Raw genomic sequence first — 16,431 nt, 5'->3', positions numbered from 1 at the left:
TAGGGATGACGAGCAACACATTGAAAAATATAAAATCATCCAATTGGCACGGCTGATGCAATTCGAAAGCCGCAGCACGAAAGCGCTGCCGGATTTTCGGAGGAGGAAGCCATGAAGACCCAGTTCCTGATCGCCACCACGTCTATCGTTGCCGCCGTTTCGCTGGCCGCACCCGCGAGCGCCCGCACCGTCGCGCCGCCGCCGGTGGCGCCGATCGCCGCGCCGTCAACCACGCCATCGCCGGCGCAACGCATCTGCGTCGTCGATACGCTTACCGGCTCGCGTATTCCAACGAAGGTATGCCACACCCGTGCGGACTGGGCGAGGCTCGGTATCGATCCGTTCGCCAAATGAGGGCAGGCGGATGACCCGTGGCATCCCCCTGTCGCCACGGGTCGCCGGCCCGAGTTACAAATCCCGTGCGTAGATCTGATAGACCTTGTTGACCTTGCTCTGGATCGCATCGGCGATCGAGCGCATCCCCTGATTGTCATCCAGCACCCATCCGATCTCGGCGCGAGTGGAGCCGTAATGCGCCACTGCGTCGCGACGGATGAACTCGATCATCATGAAGGCGAGCTGGCTGGCGAGGCGCGACGTCTGAAGCTCCTTCAGTACGCCCATCAGCGGCACGCGCATCGTCCGCGCCTTCGGTTTGCGCAGCCACAGCAGCAATTTCGCCCAGCCGAACGGCAGCAGATTGCCGTTGAGCGGCTTGATCGCCTCGTTGAGATCCGGGAGGGTCATCATGAACGCGACCGGCTTGCCATCCACCTCCGCGATGCGGATCAGATCGTTGAACACGATCGGCTTCAGCTTGACCCCGACGTCCGCGATCTCGGGTGGCGTAAGGGGGATGAAACCCCAATTGTCCGACCAGGCATCATTGAGGATCGCGAGGATGATAGCGGCCTCGTCCTCGAATTTCGATTTATCGACGTTGCGGATGCGGATGCGCGGGTTCTTCTCGCCGGACGCGACGATGCGGTTGACGATCGGGGGGAAACCCTCGCTGATCGGCAGATCATAAGTAAGCAGCTGCTTCACCGGCTGATAGCTCGCGCGCTCGACCCAGCCCTGATATTCCGGCCGGGCATGGCCCATCATCACCGTCGGCGGATGATCGAAGCCCTGGATCAACAGCCCCGGCTCTTCCCACACCGATTGCGAGACGGGACCGATCACGCGCGTCGTACCCTGTTCACGCAGCCATGCCTCTGCCGCGGCGAGCAGCGCGACGAATATGTCCTCGCGCTCAGCCTCCATCAGCCCCCAGAAGCCGGTGCCCGGGCCGAAGCCCTGTTCGGGCGGCATTTCCAGCGCCAGCGTATCGATATGCGCGGAGATGCGCCCGACCACGCGACCGCCCTCTTCGGCAAGGAAAAGCTGTGCCTTCGCATGGCTATACCAGCCATTCTTCTCGGGCGTGATCAGCCCGAGCGCCTCGCCCTTCAGCGGCGGCACCCAGTTCGGGTCGTCGCGATAGAGGTGGAAGGGGAAGTCGACGAAGGTCTTGCGATCGCGCTTCGTCAGAACGGGGCGGATGGTGAGCGATGATGCCATGACTCAAGCGCAATAATCGCCCGGAGCGATCATGGCGAGTGACGTTTCCGTTATGATTCGGGCGAGGGGCGGCCTGTAAAGGTCACCGTATCGCCACTATCTTGCGCCAATGGATCACGCCATGACGACCATTACCCTCGATCGGGAAGCCGCGCCGGCAAGCGCGGGTCGCCCGCCCATCGCCGATGACCGCGCGATGCTGAAAGCCGCGGCGGACCTGACGCGCGATATCAACGCGCCGCGCCCGGGCATCTATTGGGGCGACTTTCTCGGATCGGTCGCGCTCGGTTATGCCGGGCTGGTATCGGCGATCGCGCTTCATTCGACCGCGTGGACGATTGTCGCCGGGGTGATTGCGGTGCTCGCGCTATATCGCGCGCTCAGCTTCATTCACGAGCTGACCCACGTGCGCCATGCGGCACTGCCGGGTTTCCGTTTCGCCTATAATATGTTCATCGGTGTGCCGATGCTGGTGCCATCCTTCATGTACGAAGGCGTGCATAACCTGCATCACGCGCGCACCCGATATGGCACGGCGGACGATCCCGAATATCTGCCGCTCGCGCTGATGAAGCCGTGGACCTTGCCCGTGTTCATCATCGTCGCGGCGCTGGCCCCGGTTGCGTTGATCTTCCGTTATGGCGTGTTGTCGCCGCTTTCGCTGGTGATCCCGCCGCTGCGCCGCGCGGTGGTGGAGCGTTATTCCGCGCTCACCATCAATCCCTCGTTCCGTCGCCGGATGCCGGAAGGCGAGTTCCGCACGCAGTGGATTCGGATCGAGACTGCCTGCGCGCTGTGGGCGATCGCGCTGATCGCGCTGGTTGCGACCGGCACGCTGCCGGTGCGTGCATTCGCCATCATGCTGGCGGTCGCTTCCGGCGTCGCCGTGCTCAATCAGGTCCGCACGCTGGTCGCGCATCTGTGGGAGAATGAAGGCGAGGCGATGACCGTCACCGCGCAATATCTCGATTCGGTCAACGTGCCGCCGCCGGGGCTGCTGCCCGCGCTATGGGCGCCGGTGGGTCTGCGCTATCACGCGCTGCATCACCTGTTGCCCGGCGTGCCTTATCATTCGCTGGGCGAGGCGCATCGGCGGCTGACGGCGGCGCTGGAGCCGGTGTCGCCCTATCACAACGCCAATTATCGCAGCTTGCCCTATCTGGTCGGCAAGATCGCGCGGAGCACGATGCTGCCGCGCGGCTGACGCGCGATCATTCCTCGGTGCGCAGCAGCACCGTTTCGCCGATGAACAGGAACAGCAGGAACGGAGCCCAGGCCGCGAGGAACGGCGGGTAGGCGCCGAGATTGCCCATCGCCAGCGCGAAATTGTCCGCGACGAAATAGGCGAAGCCAAGCGCCATCCCGATCACCGCGCGGACGAACAATTTGCCCGAACGCGCGATGCCGAACGCCGCCACCGCGCCGAGCAACGGCATCAGCACGGAGGAAAGCGGCCCGGACAATTTGTGCCACAACGCGCCTTCCAGCGATTTGGTCGGGCGGCCGGCCGCGCCGAGATCGTCGATCGCCTCCTTGAGCGCGCCGAACGACAACTCGTCCGCGTCGACCGAGGCGAGCGTGAACTGATCGGGCGTCACGCCGGCGGCGATCATGGTTTGGCCAAGCTTTGTCACCTTGCCGCTGGCGACATCGAAACGTTGCGTTGGCCAGATCGCCCAGCCATCGCCCGATCGCTTGCCATGCGGCGCGGTGATGATCGCGCGCAATTCGCCCCCGTGCCGATCATAGACGGTGATGCCGCCGAGTTGCGCGGCCTCACCGCGCCCCTTGATCCGATCGACCTCGATCAGATCTACGTCGGAACGTACCCACACGTTCGTGCGGTTCCCTCGATCGATCGGCATCGGCCCGTAATCGACCTTCTGCCATTGATTGAGCGTGGCGGTCGCGCGCGGCACGATGCGATCGTTGAAGGCGAAGCTCAGCGCCGCGACGCCAATGCTGGCGACGATCAACGGCGCCAGCACCTGATGCGCGGACATGCCGGCGCCCTTCAGCGCAATCACTTCGCTGTTCTGGTTCATCGTGATCAGCGTCAGGATCGTCCCGAGCAGCACGGAGAACGGCAGGAAGCGCGCGATGATCTGCGGCGCGCGCAGCGAGACATAATACCAAACCTGGCCGTCGCCATTGCCCGGCACGGCGAGAATCTTGCCCGATTCCCCGAGCAGATCCAACGCCTGAAGGACAAGGACCAGCCCGGCGAGGATTCCGAACGTCCGGACGAGGAACATCCGGCCCATGTAGATCGAGATGGTGCGAGACGGGAAAAACGAGGTCATGCCGGTGCTCCCGCAGGGCGTCGTCGGCCGGGCAGGTGGCGCACCACCGCCTTCCACGCCTTGCCCGCCACCCGTTCCAGCGCGCCGATCGGCTGCCCGCCCGGAACGAAAGCGATCGTGCGATACATCCACAGCACCAGCCCCGCGAAGATCAGGAACGGCACCCAGAGCGCGAAGAACGGATCGATCCGCCCGAGCTGGCCGACCGAGGCGGCATATTGATTGACCTTATGATAGGTCACGATGATCACGATCGACAGGAATACCCCCAGCGCCGAGGTGGATCGCTTCGGCGGCACGCCCAGCGCCACCGCCAGCAGCGGCAGAAGGAACATCGACGCCACTTCGGCGACGCGGAAATGGAATTCGGCGCGGCTCGCATCGCGCTCCTGCACCGTCTGCCCATGGCGCCCGGTGCTGGCGAGTTCGGGCAGCGTCGCCTCAAGGCTTTCGCCGCTGCGCACACGGAACTGCTCGAATTTCGGCAGGTTGATCGGCAGATCGTGGCTGCTGAAGGTCAGCACGCGCGGGGTGCTGAAATCACTGCGGTTATGCACCAACGTGCCGCTGGTCAGGCGCAGGATGATGACGTCAGGGTCATCCGTCGCGAGGAACTGGCCGCGCTGCGCCGTCACGCCGACCCAATCGCCCTTGGGCGTCTGAGTATGCACGAAGATGCCGGAAAGCTGCCGTCCATCGTCGCGGCTTTGCTCGATGCGCAGCGTGGTGCGATCGCCGAGATGGGTGAACTCGCCGACCTTGATCGAGGCGCCGAGCGCGCCGGTGCGCAATTCGAAACGCAGTTGCTCATAAGCATAGCGCGCCTTCGGCTGGACATAGCCGACGATCGCCAGATTGAGCAACGCGAGCCCCACCGCATACATATAAGGCACGCGCAGCAGCCGGCCGTAGCTCATGCCCACACCGCGCATCACATCCAGCTCCGAAGAGGTGGCGAGGCGGCGGAACGCAAGGAGGATGCCCAGCATCAGCCCGATCGGAATGCCGAGGCCGAGATATTCCGGCAGCAGATTCGCCAGCATCCGCCACACCACCGAAACTGGGCCGCCTTCGGTCGCGACGAAATCGAACAGGCGCAACATGCGGTCGAGCACCAGCAACATCGCGGCGAGCACGAGCGTGGAGAACAGCGGCAGCGCGATCAGCCGGGCCATGTAGCGGTCGATCGATTTCATGGGCGGGTAACGGTCACTCGTCGCTGCTGGACAATCGGGGCGGTATAGGAGGCCGAACGCCGGGCGTCAGCCGAAATATCCGCGCCCGTGCTCATCGCAGCTATTCCGCCGGCACGCCGGGGAGTGCAAGTGCGCGATCCGCGCTGGTCGCCGCGGTAATCGCGCGTTCGAGCGCGGCAAGCGTGAACGGTTTGCGCAGCACATGGTGGCCGCCGAAACCGCCGCCCTCTGTCAATTCACCGGCATAACCAGTAACGAACAGCACCGGTATATGGGCATGCCGCCCGTCGAGCGCGGCGATCATCTCCGGGCCCGTGCGCGCCGGCATCAATACGTCGGAAATGATGAGGCCGATGGTTTCGTTCGCGGCAAGCACGGCCGGTGCGACCAGCGGATCGTCGCACGGGATCGGGTTGTGCCCCAATTCGCTGAGCGCGCCGATCGTTGCGGCCAGCACGCGGGGATCGTCTTCCACCACCAGCACCTCGAGCGCGGCTGTCGCGATGGCGGGCGCGTGATGGATGGGCTGGGTCGGGGGGGGCGCGACTTCGTCGCTCAGATCGCGTGGCAGATAGAGCGTGATCGTGGTGCCGCTATCCGGCGCGGTGGCGATCGCGATCGCGCCGCGCTGTTGCCGGACAAAGGCGAATATCTGGCTGAGGCCAAGCCCGGTGCCCTTGCCGACTGGCTTGGTGGTGAAGAACGGTTCGAAAACCCGCTCGGCGACTTCGGGCGCCATGCCGCAGCCGGTGTCGGTGACCGCGATGGTGAGATAATCGCCTGGCGGGCATTCGCGTTCGCCCTCCGCCAGCGACGCGGTGGCGGCGGTGATCGTCAGCGTGCCGCGCCCGTCCATCGCGTCGCGTGCGTTGACGGCGAGGTTGAGGAGGCTGTTCTCGAGCTGAACGCGATCGGCGCGTAGCCGCCATCCCGCGCTGTGATCGCGAATCGTAACGGTGATCGCGTCGCCCAACGTCCGGTCGAGCAGGTCGGACATGCCACGCAGCAAGTCATCAACCGCCATCACTTCGGGATTGATCGCGGTTTCGCGGGCGAAGGTGAGCAACTGGCCGGTCAGCGCGGCCGCGCGCTTCGCGCCTTCCATCGCGCCGTCGATGTGACGGCGGATCTCCGCGCGGCCGACGGTGCCGGCAAGGCCGCGCTGAGCCAGCTCAAGCCCGCCCATCACAACGGCAAGCATATTATTGAAATCGTGCGCTATGCCGCCGGTGAGCTGGCCCACGGCTTCCATCTTCTGCACCTGTCGCAGCCGCGCTTCCTGATCGCGCAACTCTGCGGTGGCGACGGCAACGGCGGCGGCGAATCCGTCCGCCCGCTCACGCTGGACGGCGGCCTCCGCGCGGGCGACGCCGCGCTCGGTCAAGGCGCGCGCGGTGAGGGCGCCGAGCGCGATCGCGCCGACCAGGATGAGGATGCCGAAGGCCGACAATATCCGCGCGAGTTTCGCCGATCGCTCGATCGCGGCGCGCGTTTCGCTCGTGCGCAGATCGAGAAGATCGCGCTCGCTGCGGGTGATCTCCTCGAGCACGCTGTCGATCGCCGCCAGCGATGGGGCTTCGCGCGCCTGATAATAAAGCGACAATGCCTGGCTGTTTTTGCCATAATTGGTGTTGAGCGCGATCAGCGACAGTTCCTTGCCGCGCTCTTCATAGGCGCGCCGCAACTGCCCCATGCGCCTGGCCTGGCTATCGCTCTGCCGGGTCAGCGTCGCCAGTCGCTCGATCTGTTTCCCGGCAAGCTGCCACTCGTCGTAATAGAGCCGGCCCAGTTGCTTGTCGCCGGAGATGACGAAGCGGCCAAGCGATGCTTCGGATTCGGCGATCGTGCCGCCCAGCGTCCGCGCCAGCACCATAATGTCATAGCTATGCGATTGCAGGCGGATGGCGCGATCACGCTGGCGGTTCGCCTCGCCCAGCGTAACGATCAGCCCGAAAAGCACGGCGATGCCCAGCACGCCCATCACGGCCAGCATGATGGTGCGCAGCTTCGATACCGATCCTTCCGGAATGGTTCCCCCGAGGTTCGCGCTCACCAGCGGATTAGTATCAGACCCGGCGTCGCTGGAAAAGCACGCCCGGCGGATTGGCCGGGCGCACTGGGAAGCTCAGGCGATCGCCCCGGTTGCGCGGCCGGCCGCCTCGAACATCGCGATGACGCGCGTGATCTGTTCGCTACTATGCTCCGCGCAAACCGAGCAGCGCAGCAGGAATGTTCCGGCCGGGGTGGCAGGCGGGCGCGCGACGTTGACGTATAGCCCCGCCTCCAGCAGCGCGTGCCACATCGCCACCGCCTGCTGCTGATCGTCGAGCAGCACCGCGACCACCGCGGATTGCGGCTCGTCCGTGGGCAGGCGGAAGCCGAGGCGCTTCAGGCCGCCGTGCAATTCACGCGTATTTTCCCACAGATGCGCGCGCTTGTTGTGGGCGTGCATCAGCTTGCGGATCGAGACGGCGGCGCTCGCCATCACTGCCGGCGGCAAGCTCGCGGTGAAGATGTAAGGCCGACATACGAAGCGCAGGATATCGAACTTCGGATGGTTAGAGACGCAGAAGCCGCCGACGGTGCCGACCGATTTGGAGAAGGTGCCGATCACGAAATCGACCTGATCCTCCAGCCCCTGTTCCTCGTAAACGCCGCGGCCGTTGGGGCCGAAGAAGCCCATCGAATGCGCCTCGTCGACCAGCACCATCGCGCCATGTTTCTTGGCGACGGCGACCATCTCCCTTAGCGGCGCGACGTCGCCGAGCATCGAATAGACGCCTTCGAGCACCACCAGCTTCCCCGGCTCTTTGGGCAGGCGTCCGAGCCGCTTGTCGAGATCCTCGACCGAATTGTGGCGGAAGCGCACGACCTCCGCATTGCCCATCGCGCAGCCATCGTAGATCGAAGCGTGGCTGTCGGCATCGAGGATGATATATTCGCCCTTGCCGGCGATCGCGGAGATGATGCCGAGATTGGCCTGATAGCCGGTCGAGAAGACGATCGCGCCGGACATGCCGTAGAATTCGCGCAGTGCCTGCTCGACTTCCATATGATCGTGGAACGTGCCGTTGAGCGCGCGGCTGCCGTTCGTGCCGGTGCCGAATTTGTCGAACGCTTCCTTGCCGGCGGCGATCACGTCCGGATCGAACGTCATGCCCATATAATTATAGGTGCCGAGCAGGATCGTCTCGCGGCCCTTGATCACCGCGACGGTGGGGGATTTCACCTCCTCCATCACGATACCGAACGGATCGCGAAGGCCAGACGACAATAGCGCCTCGCGCTCCGCGATCAGCGGGTTGAACTTGTCGAACAGATCTCGCTCGGCAGCGACCGGCGCGCTCGCCGGGGAAGCGTCGGATTGCAGCCCGCTATCGCTCATTTCACGCCTTCAGCTTGGCTACGGCATCGGCCAACTGACCGACCGTTTCGATTTCAGCCTGCATGTTCATCGTGATGATGATGTCGAATTCGTCCTCGATCGCGGCGACGAAATCCATCACGGTCAGGCTATCCCATTCCAGGTCGCCCTGAAATGTGGTGGCATCGCTGATCGCGATGCCCTTTTTGTTGAAGGCTTCGATCTGCGCCTTGATGGCGGTGAGAATGGTATCGCGGTCGCTCATGTCCCGGCCCTTAATAGGTCAGGCTCGGCCTTGCCAAGCGATTGCGGCCGAAGCTTGGCCCAATCGCGTCCGACAGGCGAATTAGCTCATGCGCATCTAGCCGTTGGTGCCGATATGATCCGTATCCAGCTCTGGGCGGTTTTCGGTCGCGGCATGCGCGTTGGGCGCGATGGTGGCGGCGGTGAAGGGGGCGGCGCGGCCGAGCCGGGCGTTCTCCGCTTCGATTTCCCGCAGCCGTGCATCGGTTTCGGCTGCGTGGCGCTCGTTCTCGGCGCGTGTCGCGGCATGGGCTTCGCGCTCGGCGATATAGCGATCCCGCCATTTCCGACCGCCGGGATGGCTGGCCAGGCCGAAAAACCAGCCCGCGAGCAGCGCGACGGCGAGGGCCAGATATTGGGTCGGTGTCGTGAATAACATGGTCGCGAACCTCCTGACTCGAGAGGTCAACGATCCATCGCATCGCCCCGTTCCGGCCGATCGCGTGAGCGACCGGCCGGAGCATGGGCAGGCTCAGACTGGCCCGTTGATGAAGGCGTCCTTGATCGAGCAGGCCGCCGGCCCAAGAATGACGACGAACAGCACCGGCAGGATGAACAGGATCAGCGGCACCGTCATGATCGCGGGCAGGCGCGCGGCCTTTTCCTCCGCGCGCATCATGCGCTGGTTGCGGAATTCCCCCGATAGCACGCGCAGTGCGGAGGCGAGGGGGGTGCCGTATTTCTCGGTCTGGATCATCGTCGTGACGATGCCCTTCACCTCGTCCAGCGCGATGCGGTTCGAGAAATTCTCAAACGCCTGTCGCCGATCGGTGAGGAAGCCCAGTTCGATTGCGGTCAGCGCGCATTCGTCCCCCAGCTCGGGATATGCCTTGCCGAGTTCCTTCGCGACGCGATGGAAGGCGGCGTCGACCGTCAGGCCCGCCTCGGCGCAGATTACCAGCAGATCAAGCGCGTCGGGCAGGCCCTTGCGGATCGCCGCCGAGCGCTTGCTGATCTTGTTCTGGAGGAAGATGTCTGGCGCTTTGTAGCTCAGGATGAACGTGCCCGCGACCAGGCCATAGCGCTTGAGCGGGGTCCATTCCGGAAAGCTGTCGGTGCCGTAAACGATGAACAGAATGATGCCGCCGAGCACGATCGGCAGCACCAGCCGGCCGAAAATTACGCCGACCGCCCATTCCTTAGAACGGATGCCGGCCTGAAGCAGCTTGCGCTGCGCATCCTTCAACTGGCTGTCCTGCAACACCTGAAGCGATGCGAGCAGGGTGCGAATGCGATCCGCCCCCTCGCTGCGGCGCACCAGCTTTGCGCGGCGCTTGCCGGTGGAGGCGGTGATGCCCGCCTTCAGTTGCTCGCGGCGCTCGTTCAGCGCCTTGACGCGGCGGGCCATCGGATCGTGCACGCTGAGCGCCGCATAGATCGCGACGAGCACGGCGAAGGTCGCGATGCCGGACAGGATCGTCGCGGCGAGATAGACGTCGACCCCAAGCAGTGTCGGATTTTGTACCGTTTCCATCGCGTCAGATCTCGAAGTTGATCATCTTGGCCATGATGAACGCGCCGATGCTCATCCACACCATTGCCCCGCCGCCGGCGACCATCAGCCGCTGATCGACGAAGAAGGTCTGCATGTAGGCGCCGTTGATGAACCAGATGAGGATGAACACGATGAACGGCAGTGCGCCGATGATATAGGCCGATGCCTTTGATTCCGACGACATCGCCTTGATCTTCAGCTTCATCTGGCCGCGCTGGCGCAGGACCGTTGCGAGATTCTGCAGGGTTTCCGCAAGGTTGCCGCCGGTTTCGCGCTGGATCGCGATGGTGATGCAGAAGAACTGGAATTCGGGCGTGTTGATGCGGTCCGCGGTTTCCTGCAGCGCCACTTCCATCGAACGGCCGATCTTCATCTTGTCCGAAACCGTCCGGAATTCCTCGCCGACCGGGCCGGGCACCTCGCTCGCGACGACGGACATGGTTTCGGTGATCGGCAGGCCCGAACGCAGGCCGCGCACGAGCAATTCGATCGCATCCGGGAACTTCGCGTTGAATTGGCCGAGCCGACGCTTGATGAAGAAGCCGACGATATAATGCGGTATCCCCGCGCCGAAGCCGAGCCCGACGATCAGGGATAGCAGGAGCGGAAGCCCCTTGAACGAGAGCAGCATCGCGATGACGGTCGTGATGCCAAGCGTCGCGATGCCATATTGGCCGAGCGTCCAGTCCTTGCCGGAACGGTGCAGTCGCTTCTTCAGCTCGGCCGGCTTCGGCAGGAAGCGCATCGCCGCCTGATCCGCCTTGGTGGCGTTCTTGCCGGTGATACGGCGCATCTGCGCCTCGACCGCCAGCGATGGCGACGTCGAATGACGCTCGCGCAACGCGTTCAGCCGGCGCCCGCTGGTTCGCGCCGCCGAGGGGCCGGCGAGCGCGAACGCGATCATCCCGATCACGCACAGCGCCCCCAGTGCAAGCATGGCAATCGGCATCAACGGCATCGCGCCCTCACTCGTCCTTGATGGCGGCCACGCGCGGGAAAGCGCGCGCCACGATCACTTCGCTTTCGTTCCGGCCTGTTTCTTGGGCAGAAGGGATTTCAGATCGGTGAATTTGTCGATCAGCGATCCGCCCTTCGTACCCTTGCCGGCGTCACCCTTTTCGCCGTCCGCGTCGCCGACCGCACAAAGGCGGTTAGCGAGCTGCGCGAGAGGCGCGACCGTCTTGGAGCCCTTGCCGGCTTCGGCGATCGGCTTGCCCAGCTTGGCGGCCTGCGCGGCGAGCTTCTGGTCGAACGGGATGACGAAATCGATCTTTCGCTCGATCGATCCTTCGAAATCCTTGCGCGAGATTTCGAGCTGCTGCCCCGGATGAACGCGATTGGCGACCAGCACCGCGGACATGTGCGGCGCATTGGATTTTATCCATGACAGGATGCGGATCGCATCGCGCGCGGCGGCCAGCGTCAGTTCGGTCACGATCACCGCGCACTGCATGTCGCTGACGAGATGCGGATGCGCCACGAGCATGTTGCGCGGCAGATCGACCACGGTGCACTCGAAGGCGGCGCGCATCTCTTCCTGCAACTGGAAGAAGGCGGAGCCGTCGGTGACGATCGGCGAGTTGATCGGGGCCTCCGCCGACAGGACGGAAAGCTTGTCCGACGCGCGGATCATCGCGCGCTCGATGAACAAACCGTCGATGCGGCTAGGGTTCTCGATCGCGTCGGTCAGGCCGCGTCCCGGCTCCAGATCGAGCGCAAGCGCGCCGGTGCCGAAATGCACGTCGAGATCAAGCATCGCGGTGGTGCGCTGCTCTTTCTCGCTCATCAGCCACGCGAGCGACGTCGCGACGGTCGATGCGCCGGTGCCGCCACGCGTGCCGATCACCGCCACGGCATAATGCGGCCGATCGACGACGCCTTCGACGACCTTCGGCGTGTTGAGCACCGCCTGGGCGTGGGTAAAGGCCTCGCGCAGTGCGTCGGGGCTGAGCGGTTTCAGCAGGTAATCCTGAATGCCGCTCGCAACGAGATCGCGATACAGGCGCACATCGTTGACCTGGCCCGCCGCGATCACGACCGTTCCCGGCTCGCAGACCTCCGCCAGCGAATTGATGTCGCTGAGCGGATCGCCGGATTCGGCGAGATCGACGAACAGGATTTGGGGGCTTGCCGAGACGGAGAGCGTCTGGACTGCGTTACGCAGGCCGCCCTTGTTCACCTTGTCCGTCGACCAGCCCATTTCGGTTGCGACCGGGCGGATCGCTTCCGCCGTCGTTTCGTCACACACGAAGGCGACGAACGGCTCGCGATGCGCCACGCCGGCGGGCTTCCATGGGGCGTTCATCTTACTTGCTCCCCGCTTTTTCAATTTTCAGCGTCGTGCCGCCGTTCCCGGTCGGTGTCGCCTTGCGATATTCGGTGATCGCGCGCGTACCGGTCGCCGCGTCATAAACCTGCGTGCCCGGTTCCCCGCGCACCAGATCGAGCGCATTGGCGACCATCGCGGCGAGGTTCGAATTGACCGCGCACCCTTGATTTGAAGAGGTGTTGCTCTCGAATTCAGGCTGACGCGTGCGCGAGAAATCGGGGCAGTTGGGAACGCTGGCGCGCGCCCGGCTGACCACCACCCGCAACGTGCCCGGGGCGACCGGGGCGCCGGTGACGGCGGCACTTTGCCCGACGAGCAGGCCGAAGCGGGCCGCCGAACGCGTCACTGCGTCACGGGCCGCCGGGCTGACGCCGGCGGGATCGTCGATCGCGACAGTGTCGCCATAGGTGAGGCGGAGCGAATTCATCCAGCCGGCGAGCAGCTGTTCTTCGCCGGGCGCCAGCCCATTCGGGGCGGTGCCGACATCGAAACTGTAGTCGGTACGGCTGACGACCGGCTGGTGAACGGATTCGAGCCCGCGGTTCTTGGTGCCGCTGCATCCGCCGAGCATCACGGCGGGAAGAACGGCGAGGAGCAGGGTGCGCTTGACCATGATCATGTCCTCGGTTGGCGGGTCAATTGAACGAGAAGCCGGGGGCCGGGGTCGCGGCAGCGGGCGCTGCCTTGTCCTTCGGCTTGGTCGCGGCCTTGCGATCCGCGTCGTCGCGACGCGGTTCGGGGGTCGGGATCGGGGCAACCGGGGCCACCGCGCCGACAGAGGGTTGCGCCGGCGCGCCGCCCTCCATCGTCGGCTTGGGTCGCGCGCCCCCGCTCGTCCCGCCGCCAAGCTGGCCGAACAGCACACGATCCAGATCGGTCGGCGCCTTATAGCCGTCGGTCGGCAGCACGATGTCGTTCGCGTTGACCGGCTTCACCAGATACGGGGTGATGACGATCACCAGCTCGGTCTCGTTGCGCTGGAACCCGTTGGAACGGAACAGTGCGCCGAGGATCGGCAGGTCGCCGACGCCGGGGGTCTTGTCGATCGAGTTGTTATGCGAATTCTGCAACAGGCCGGCGATCATGAAGCTCTGGCCGGAGCCCAGCTCCACCGTCGTTTCCGCGCGCCGCGTGGTGATGGCGGGGATCGAGGTGCCCTGGAAGGTCACCGCGCCATCGGATGAAAGCTGCGAAACTTCCGGCCGAACGCGCAGGCTGATCCGCCCGTCGGCCAGCACCGTCGGCGTGTAGGCGAGGCTGACGCCATATTGCTTATATTCGATCGACACCGCGCCGAGGCCCTGTGCGATCGGGATCGGAATCTCGCCGCCGGCAAGGAACGTGCCGGTCTCGCCCGAAAGCGCGGTCAGGTTCGGATTGGCGAGGCTCGTCACCTGGCCGATCCGTTCGCCGAGATCGAGTGCCTGAAGCACATCGAGGCCGAGCAGTTTGCCCGCGAACCCGAGCGTGGTGCGCTCGGTCGGGCTTTGCGTGAATGTATATTGCGTGCCGCCGGTGACGAAGTGCCCCGTCCGCGGATCGAACGGCAGCGAGATCGAGCCCGCCGGAAGATTGTAGAGCGACGAAGCATCGAGCTTCGGCAAGCTCGACGTATCGATATTGCCGATCGTGCCCGGCGAGCGGCCGGATGCCACGCCGAAAGTGAACCCGCCCGAGTTATCGCGCGTCAGAATGTTCGACCCGATGTTCTTGACGAAGCTGCGGCTGACCTCGGCGAACCGCACCTGCAAATTCACCTGAAGCGGCGTAGCGGTCCGCAACCGGCTGATCACCTTCGTGCCATCGCCGACGAATGCGGTGACGAGGCGCTCTGCCTCCGCGCCGTCATCGGGCTGCGCCACGGTGCCGGTCAGCAGCACCACGCCGTTCATCGGCGTCGCGGTGATCGCGGCCTCGGGCATGGCGAGCTTCAGCATCTGGCCGATCGAGTCGAAATTATTGCCGACCCGAACCGTCGTGGAATAGACGACCTGCCCGCTTTTCGAGGTTGCGGAGACGGTCGTCTCGCCAGCCTTCTTGCCGAAGATATAGAGCTGGGTCGGCGATCGCACCTGCACGTCGGCGATGTCCGAATTGGCGACGAACAGGTCGCTCATCGGGCGGGTCAGCGTGATCAGCCGGCCGCGATTGGTGGCAAGCTGGACGACCGGCGAGCCTGCGGCGGGCGCGGACTGTGCGGGTGCCGCGGCCGGGGTCACGACAACCGCGGCGGAGGCTAGGGCGACCGCGAGCGGCACCCCGATCGGCGTTGAGCGAATACGCATCTCAGTTCTTCCCCCCGACCGGAACGTCGGTCACAGTGTTGCCCCGCGCGATGCGCACGACGGGGCCGTTAGCCAGCGCCCCCCCTGGAAACGCCCCGGCTGCATTGGGATCGGCGGGCGTGCTGTTGTCCTGCACCTTGCCGGGCACGGTGCGGCGCTGATAGCGCGAGACATCCGCGCCGACCGAGAAGGTCGAATTGCCGTTCTGCGGCTGGCTGGCGAGTTGCACCATCAGCGCCTTTTCCGCCTTCGAATCACCATTGATGGGCAGCTTCACCGTGCCGGAGGCGATCGCCTGTTCCAGCTCGGCCTGATTGTCGGCGATCGAGCGGAGCGACAGCGAGAGCGAGCCGACCGTCTGCGCGACCGCAATCTCCTCGGCGATCTTTGGCGTGGCCTCGATCGTCACGGTGGAGAAGGTGTGGACGACGGTGTTGCCCTTTTCGTCCTTTTCATCGGACGTGCGCTGATCGGTCGCCAGCACGCGCAGATTGCGCATGATCGTTTCCGAGGTCTTGAGGGGCGGCCCATCGCCGCCGCCGTTGACCGTCTGGGTCAGCAGGAGATCGATGCGGTCGCCGGGAAAGATAAAGCCCGCGACGGACGACTGGGTCGAAACGGGCACGGTCACCGCGCGCATCCCCGGCCCAAGCGCGGCGGCAAGGAAGCCGCGATCGCCGGGCTTGACCAGCGCGCCCTGCGTGATCGGCTGACCGGCGGTGATCGCGTTGCGCACCACCGTGCCGACGACATTCTTCATGTCGAAGCCCGCGCCTTCCTGGAAATAGGCCCCTTCGACCAGTTCCTTCGGCCACGGCTGGAATTTTACCGCGCCGGCATCGATGATCGTGCCGATCGGCATGGCGCGTGTGGCGACCAGCACTTTCGGCCCGTCGATCGCGGGGGCACCAGCCATTGCGTTCGCCTGAGGCGCTGCGCTTCCCACGATCAGCGTTCGCGCGAAGAATGCGGTGATGGCAGCGACGAATAGCGCGCCGACCAGCAATACAACCTTCCGAGTATCCATGACTCAACGTGCCTTTCAAGCGTTCGGCGGTCCGAGGTATTCCCGGCTATGATTACGCAAACTGGTTAAGAAGAGGTTCGTGAAGAACCGCGAGTGCGGCGAAGACGATCGCCACGCCGTATGGAACCTCAAGAGTTCGTTGGCTTTTTCTGATGCGGTGATCGGCCAGCATGAGTAGCGTCAGCACGCCCCCAGCGAGCGACATCACGATCAGCATCTGCACCAGCGGCGTCAGCGGCAGCCACAGCGCCACCGCGCCGATCAGCTTCACGTCGCCACCGCCCATCTGGCCGAAATGAAACGCGACGCAGAACAGCGCGAACACCGCCAGCGCCACGCCAAATTGCGCGGCCATTCCGGGCCAGGGCGGCAGGCCGATCGCAAGCCACCACAGCGGCGCGAGCAGCGCGATCGCGGCGGTCTTCCAATTGGCGATCTCGCGGGTGCGCACGTCCTCGACGCCCGCCGACAGCAGTAGGAGCACGAGTATCGCGGGCAGGCCCCACAGAAGAACGGTCCATTCCATCCCGACACGCACTAGACGGAATGGCTTTCCAAACCGTAAC

Annotated in this window: 16 protein-coding genes; 2 read left to right on the top strand and 14 right to left on the bottom strand. The window is 64.7% G+C overall.

The window, feature by feature from the left end:
* Positions 1 to 111 precede the first annotated feature (111 nt).
* Positions 112 to 354, top strand: coding sequence for a hypothetical protein (locus tag P0Y64_01735; protein WEK43579.1), 243 nt, complete (start codon positions 112 to 114; stop codon positions 352 to 354).
* 54 nt (positions 355 to 408) lie between these two features.
* Here the strand turns inward: P0Y64_01735 and P0Y64_01730 are convergent, their stop codons facing one another.
* Positions 409 to 1,563: an N-acetyltransferase gene (locus P0Y64_01730; protein WEK43578.1), complete on the bottom strand. Its 1,155-nt coding sequence runs from the start codon at positions 1,561 to 1,563 to the stop codon at positions 409 to 411.
* 121 nt (positions 1,564 to 1,684) lie between these two features.
* Between P0Y64_01730 and P0Y64_01725 the strand changes: the two genes are divergently transcribed.
* The gene (locus tag P0Y64_01725; protein WEK43577.1) at positions 1,685 to 2,767 is read left to right on the top strand and encodes a fatty acid desaturase; all 1,083 of its coding nucleotides are present in this window, start codon (positions 1,685 to 1,687) and stop codon (positions 2,765 to 2,767) included.
* 7 nt (positions 2,768 to 2,774) lie between these two features.
* Here P0Y64_01725 and lptG read toward each other — a convergent pair whose 3' ends face one another.
* From lptG to P0Y64_01660, 13 genes are all read right to left on the bottom strand, one after another.
* A complete protein-coding gene (gene lptG, locus P0Y64_01720) occupies positions 2,775 to 3,866 on the bottom strand; it encodes an LPS export ABC transporter permease LptG (protein ID WEK43576.1) in 1,092 nt (363 codons plus the stop codon).
* A complete protein-coding gene (lptF, locus tag P0Y64_01715; protein WEK43575.1) occupies positions 3,863 to 5,062 on the bottom strand; it encodes an LPS export ABC transporter permease LptF in 1,200 nt (399 codons plus the stop codon). Before lptF ends, lptG begins: the two co-directional genes overlap by 4 nt.
* 100 nt (positions 5,063 to 5,162) lie before the next feature.
* Complete coding sequence (locus tag P0Y64_01710) at positions 5,163 to 7,055, bottom strand: ATP-binding protein (GenBank protein ID WEK44940.1); 1,893 nt, start codon at positions 7,053 to 7,055, stop codon at positions 5,163 to 5,165.
* 132 nt (positions 7,056 to 7,187) lie between these two features.
* Positions 7,188 to 8,447 carry an aminotransferase class I/II-fold pyridoxal phosphate-dependent enzyme gene (locus tag P0Y64_01705; protein ID WEK43574.1) on the bottom strand — a complete coding sequence of 420 codons (1,260 nt, stop codon included), beginning with the start codon at positions 8,445 to 8,447 and terminating at the stop codon, positions 7,188 to 7,190.
* A gap of 1 nt (position 8,448) precedes the next feature.
* On the bottom strand, positions 8,449 to 8,691 hold the full coding sequence (locus P0Y64_01700; protein ID WEK43573.1) for an acyl carrier protein: 243 nt from the start codon (positions 8,689 to 8,691) through the stop codon (positions 8,449 to 8,451).
* Positions 8,692 to 8,787: 96 nt separating this feature from the next.
* Positions 8,788 to 9,108 carry a hypothetical protein gene (locus P0Y64_01695; protein WEK43572.1) on the bottom strand — a complete coding sequence of 107 codons (321 nt, stop codon included), beginning with the start codon at positions 9,106 to 9,108 and terminating at the stop codon, positions 8,788 to 8,790.
* A gap of 93 nt (positions 9,109 to 9,201) precedes the next feature.
* Complete coding sequence (locus tag P0Y64_01690) at positions 9,202 to 10,203, bottom strand: type II secretion system F family protein (GenBank protein WEK43571.1); 1,002 nt, start codon at positions 10,201 to 10,203, stop codon at positions 9,202 to 9,204.
* A gap of 4 nt (positions 10,204 to 10,207) precedes the next feature.
* Positions 10,208 to 11,182: a type II secretion system F family protein gene (locus P0Y64_01685; protein ID WEK43570.1), complete on the bottom strand. Its 975-nt coding sequence runs from the start codon at positions 11,180 to 11,182 to the stop codon at positions 10,208 to 10,210.
* Positions 11,183 to 11,236: 54 nt separating this feature from the next.
* Positions 11,237 to 12,529 carry a pilus assembly protein CpaE gene (locus P0Y64_01680; protein ID WEK43569.1) on the bottom strand — a complete coding sequence of 431 codons (1,293 nt, stop codon included), beginning with the start codon at positions 12,527 to 12,529 and terminating at the stop codon, positions 11,237 to 11,239.
* A gap of 1 nt (position 12,530) precedes the next feature.
* Positions 12,531 to 13,166, bottom strand: coding sequence for a CpaD family pilus assembly protein (locus P0Y64_01675; GenBank protein WEK43568.1), 636 nt, complete (start codon positions 13,164 to 13,166; stop codon positions 12,531 to 12,533).
* A 22-nt stretch (positions 13,167 to 13,188) separates the two neighbouring features.
* Positions 13,189 to 14,838: a type II and III secretion system protein family protein gene (locus tag P0Y64_01670; protein WEK43567.1), complete on the bottom strand. Its 1,650-nt coding sequence runs from the start codon at positions 14,836 to 14,838 to the stop codon at positions 13,189 to 13,191.
* Position 14,839: 1 nt separating this feature from the next.
* Positions 14,840 to 15,865, bottom strand: a complete 1,026-nt coding sequence (gene cpaB / locus P0Y64_01665; protein ID WEK43566.1) for a Flp pilus assembly protein CpaB — start codon at positions 15,863 to 15,865, stop codon at positions 14,840 to 14,842.
* 52 nt (positions 15,866 to 15,917) lie between these two features.
* Entirely contained in the window at positions 15,918 to 16,391 is a 474-nt protein-coding gene (locus P0Y64_01660; protein WEK43565.1) for a prepilin peptidase, read from the bottom strand.
* Positions 16,392 to 16,431: the final 40 nt, after the last annotated feature.

Origin of the sequence: Candidatus Sphingomonas colombiensis (genome assembly GCA_029202845.1) — a bacterium.
Lineage (GTDB): Bacteria > Pseudomonadota > Alphaproteobacteria > Sphingomonadales > Sphingomonadaceae > Sphingomonas > Sphingomonas colombiensis.
This window is presented reverse-complemented; position numbering and strand designations above follow the sequence as displayed.

What these genes read in the sequence shown, in the direction of transcription:
- P0Y64_01730 (WEK43578.1), bottom strand. Translation starts at nt 1,563, where the DNA reads ATGGCATCATCGCTCACCATCCGCCCCGTTCTGACGAAGCGCGATCGC.
- P0Y64_01705 (WEK43574.1), bottom strand. Translation starts at nt 8,447, where the DNA reads ATGAGCGATAGCGGGCTGCAATCCGACGCTTCCCCGGCGAGCGCGCCG.
- P0Y64_01685 (WEK43570.1), bottom strand. Translation starts at nt 11,182, where the DNA reads ATGCCGTTGATGCCGATTGCCATGCTTGCACTGGGGGCGCTGTGCGTG.
- P0Y64_01660 (WEK43565.1), bottom strand. Translation starts at nt 16,391, where the DNA reads ATGGAATGGACCGTTCTTCTGTGGGGCCTGCCCGCGATACTCGTGCTC.
- P0Y64_01700 (WEK43573.1), bottom strand. Translation starts at nt 8,691, where the DNA reads ATGAGCGACCGCGATACCATTCTCACCGCCATCAAGGCGCAGATCGAA.
- P0Y64_01725 (WEK43577.1), top strand. Translation starts at nt 1,685, where the DNA reads ATGACGACCATTACCCTCGATCGGGAAGCCGCGCCGGCAAGCGCGGGT.
- cpaB (WEK43566.1), bottom strand. Translation starts at nt 15,865, where the DNA reads ATGGATACTCGGAAGGTTGTATTGCTGGTCGGCGCGCTATTCGTCGCT.
- P0Y64_01710 (WEK44940.1), bottom strand. Translation starts at nt 7,055, where the DNA reads ATGCTGGCCGTGATGGGCGTGCTGGGCATCGCCGTGCTTTTCGGGCTG.
- P0Y64_01670 (WEK43567.1), bottom strand. Translation starts at nt 14,838, where the DNA reads ATGCGTATTCGCTCAACGCCGATCGGGGTGCCGCTCGCGGTCGCCCTA.
- P0Y64_01680 (WEK43569.1), bottom strand. Translation starts at nt 12,529, where the DNA reads ATGAACGCCCCATGGAAGCCCGCCGGCGTGGCGCATCGCGAGCCGTTC.
- P0Y64_01735 (WEK43579.1), top strand. Translation starts at nt 112, where the DNA reads ATGAAGACCCAGTTCCTGATCGCCACCACGTCTATCGTTGCCGCCGTT.
- P0Y64_01695 (WEK43572.1), bottom strand. Translation starts at nt 9,108, where the DNA reads ATGTTATTCACGACACCGACCCAATATCTGGCCCTCGCCGTCGCGCTG.
- lptG (WEK43576.1), bottom strand. Translation starts at nt 3,866, where the DNA reads ATGACCTCGTTTTTCCCGTCTCGCACCATCTCGATCTACATGGGCCGG.
- lptF (WEK43575.1), bottom strand. Translation starts at nt 5,062, where the DNA reads ATGAAATCGATCGACCGCTACATGGCCCGGCTGATCGCGCTGCCGCTG.
- P0Y64_01690 (WEK43571.1), bottom strand. Translation starts at nt 10,203, where the DNA reads ATGGAAACGGTACAAAATCCGACACTGCTTGGGGTCGACGTCTATCTC.
- P0Y64_01675 (WEK43568.1), bottom strand. Translation starts at nt 13,166, where the DNA reads ATGGTCAAGCGCACCCTGCTCCTCGCCGTTCTTCCCGCCGTGATGCTC.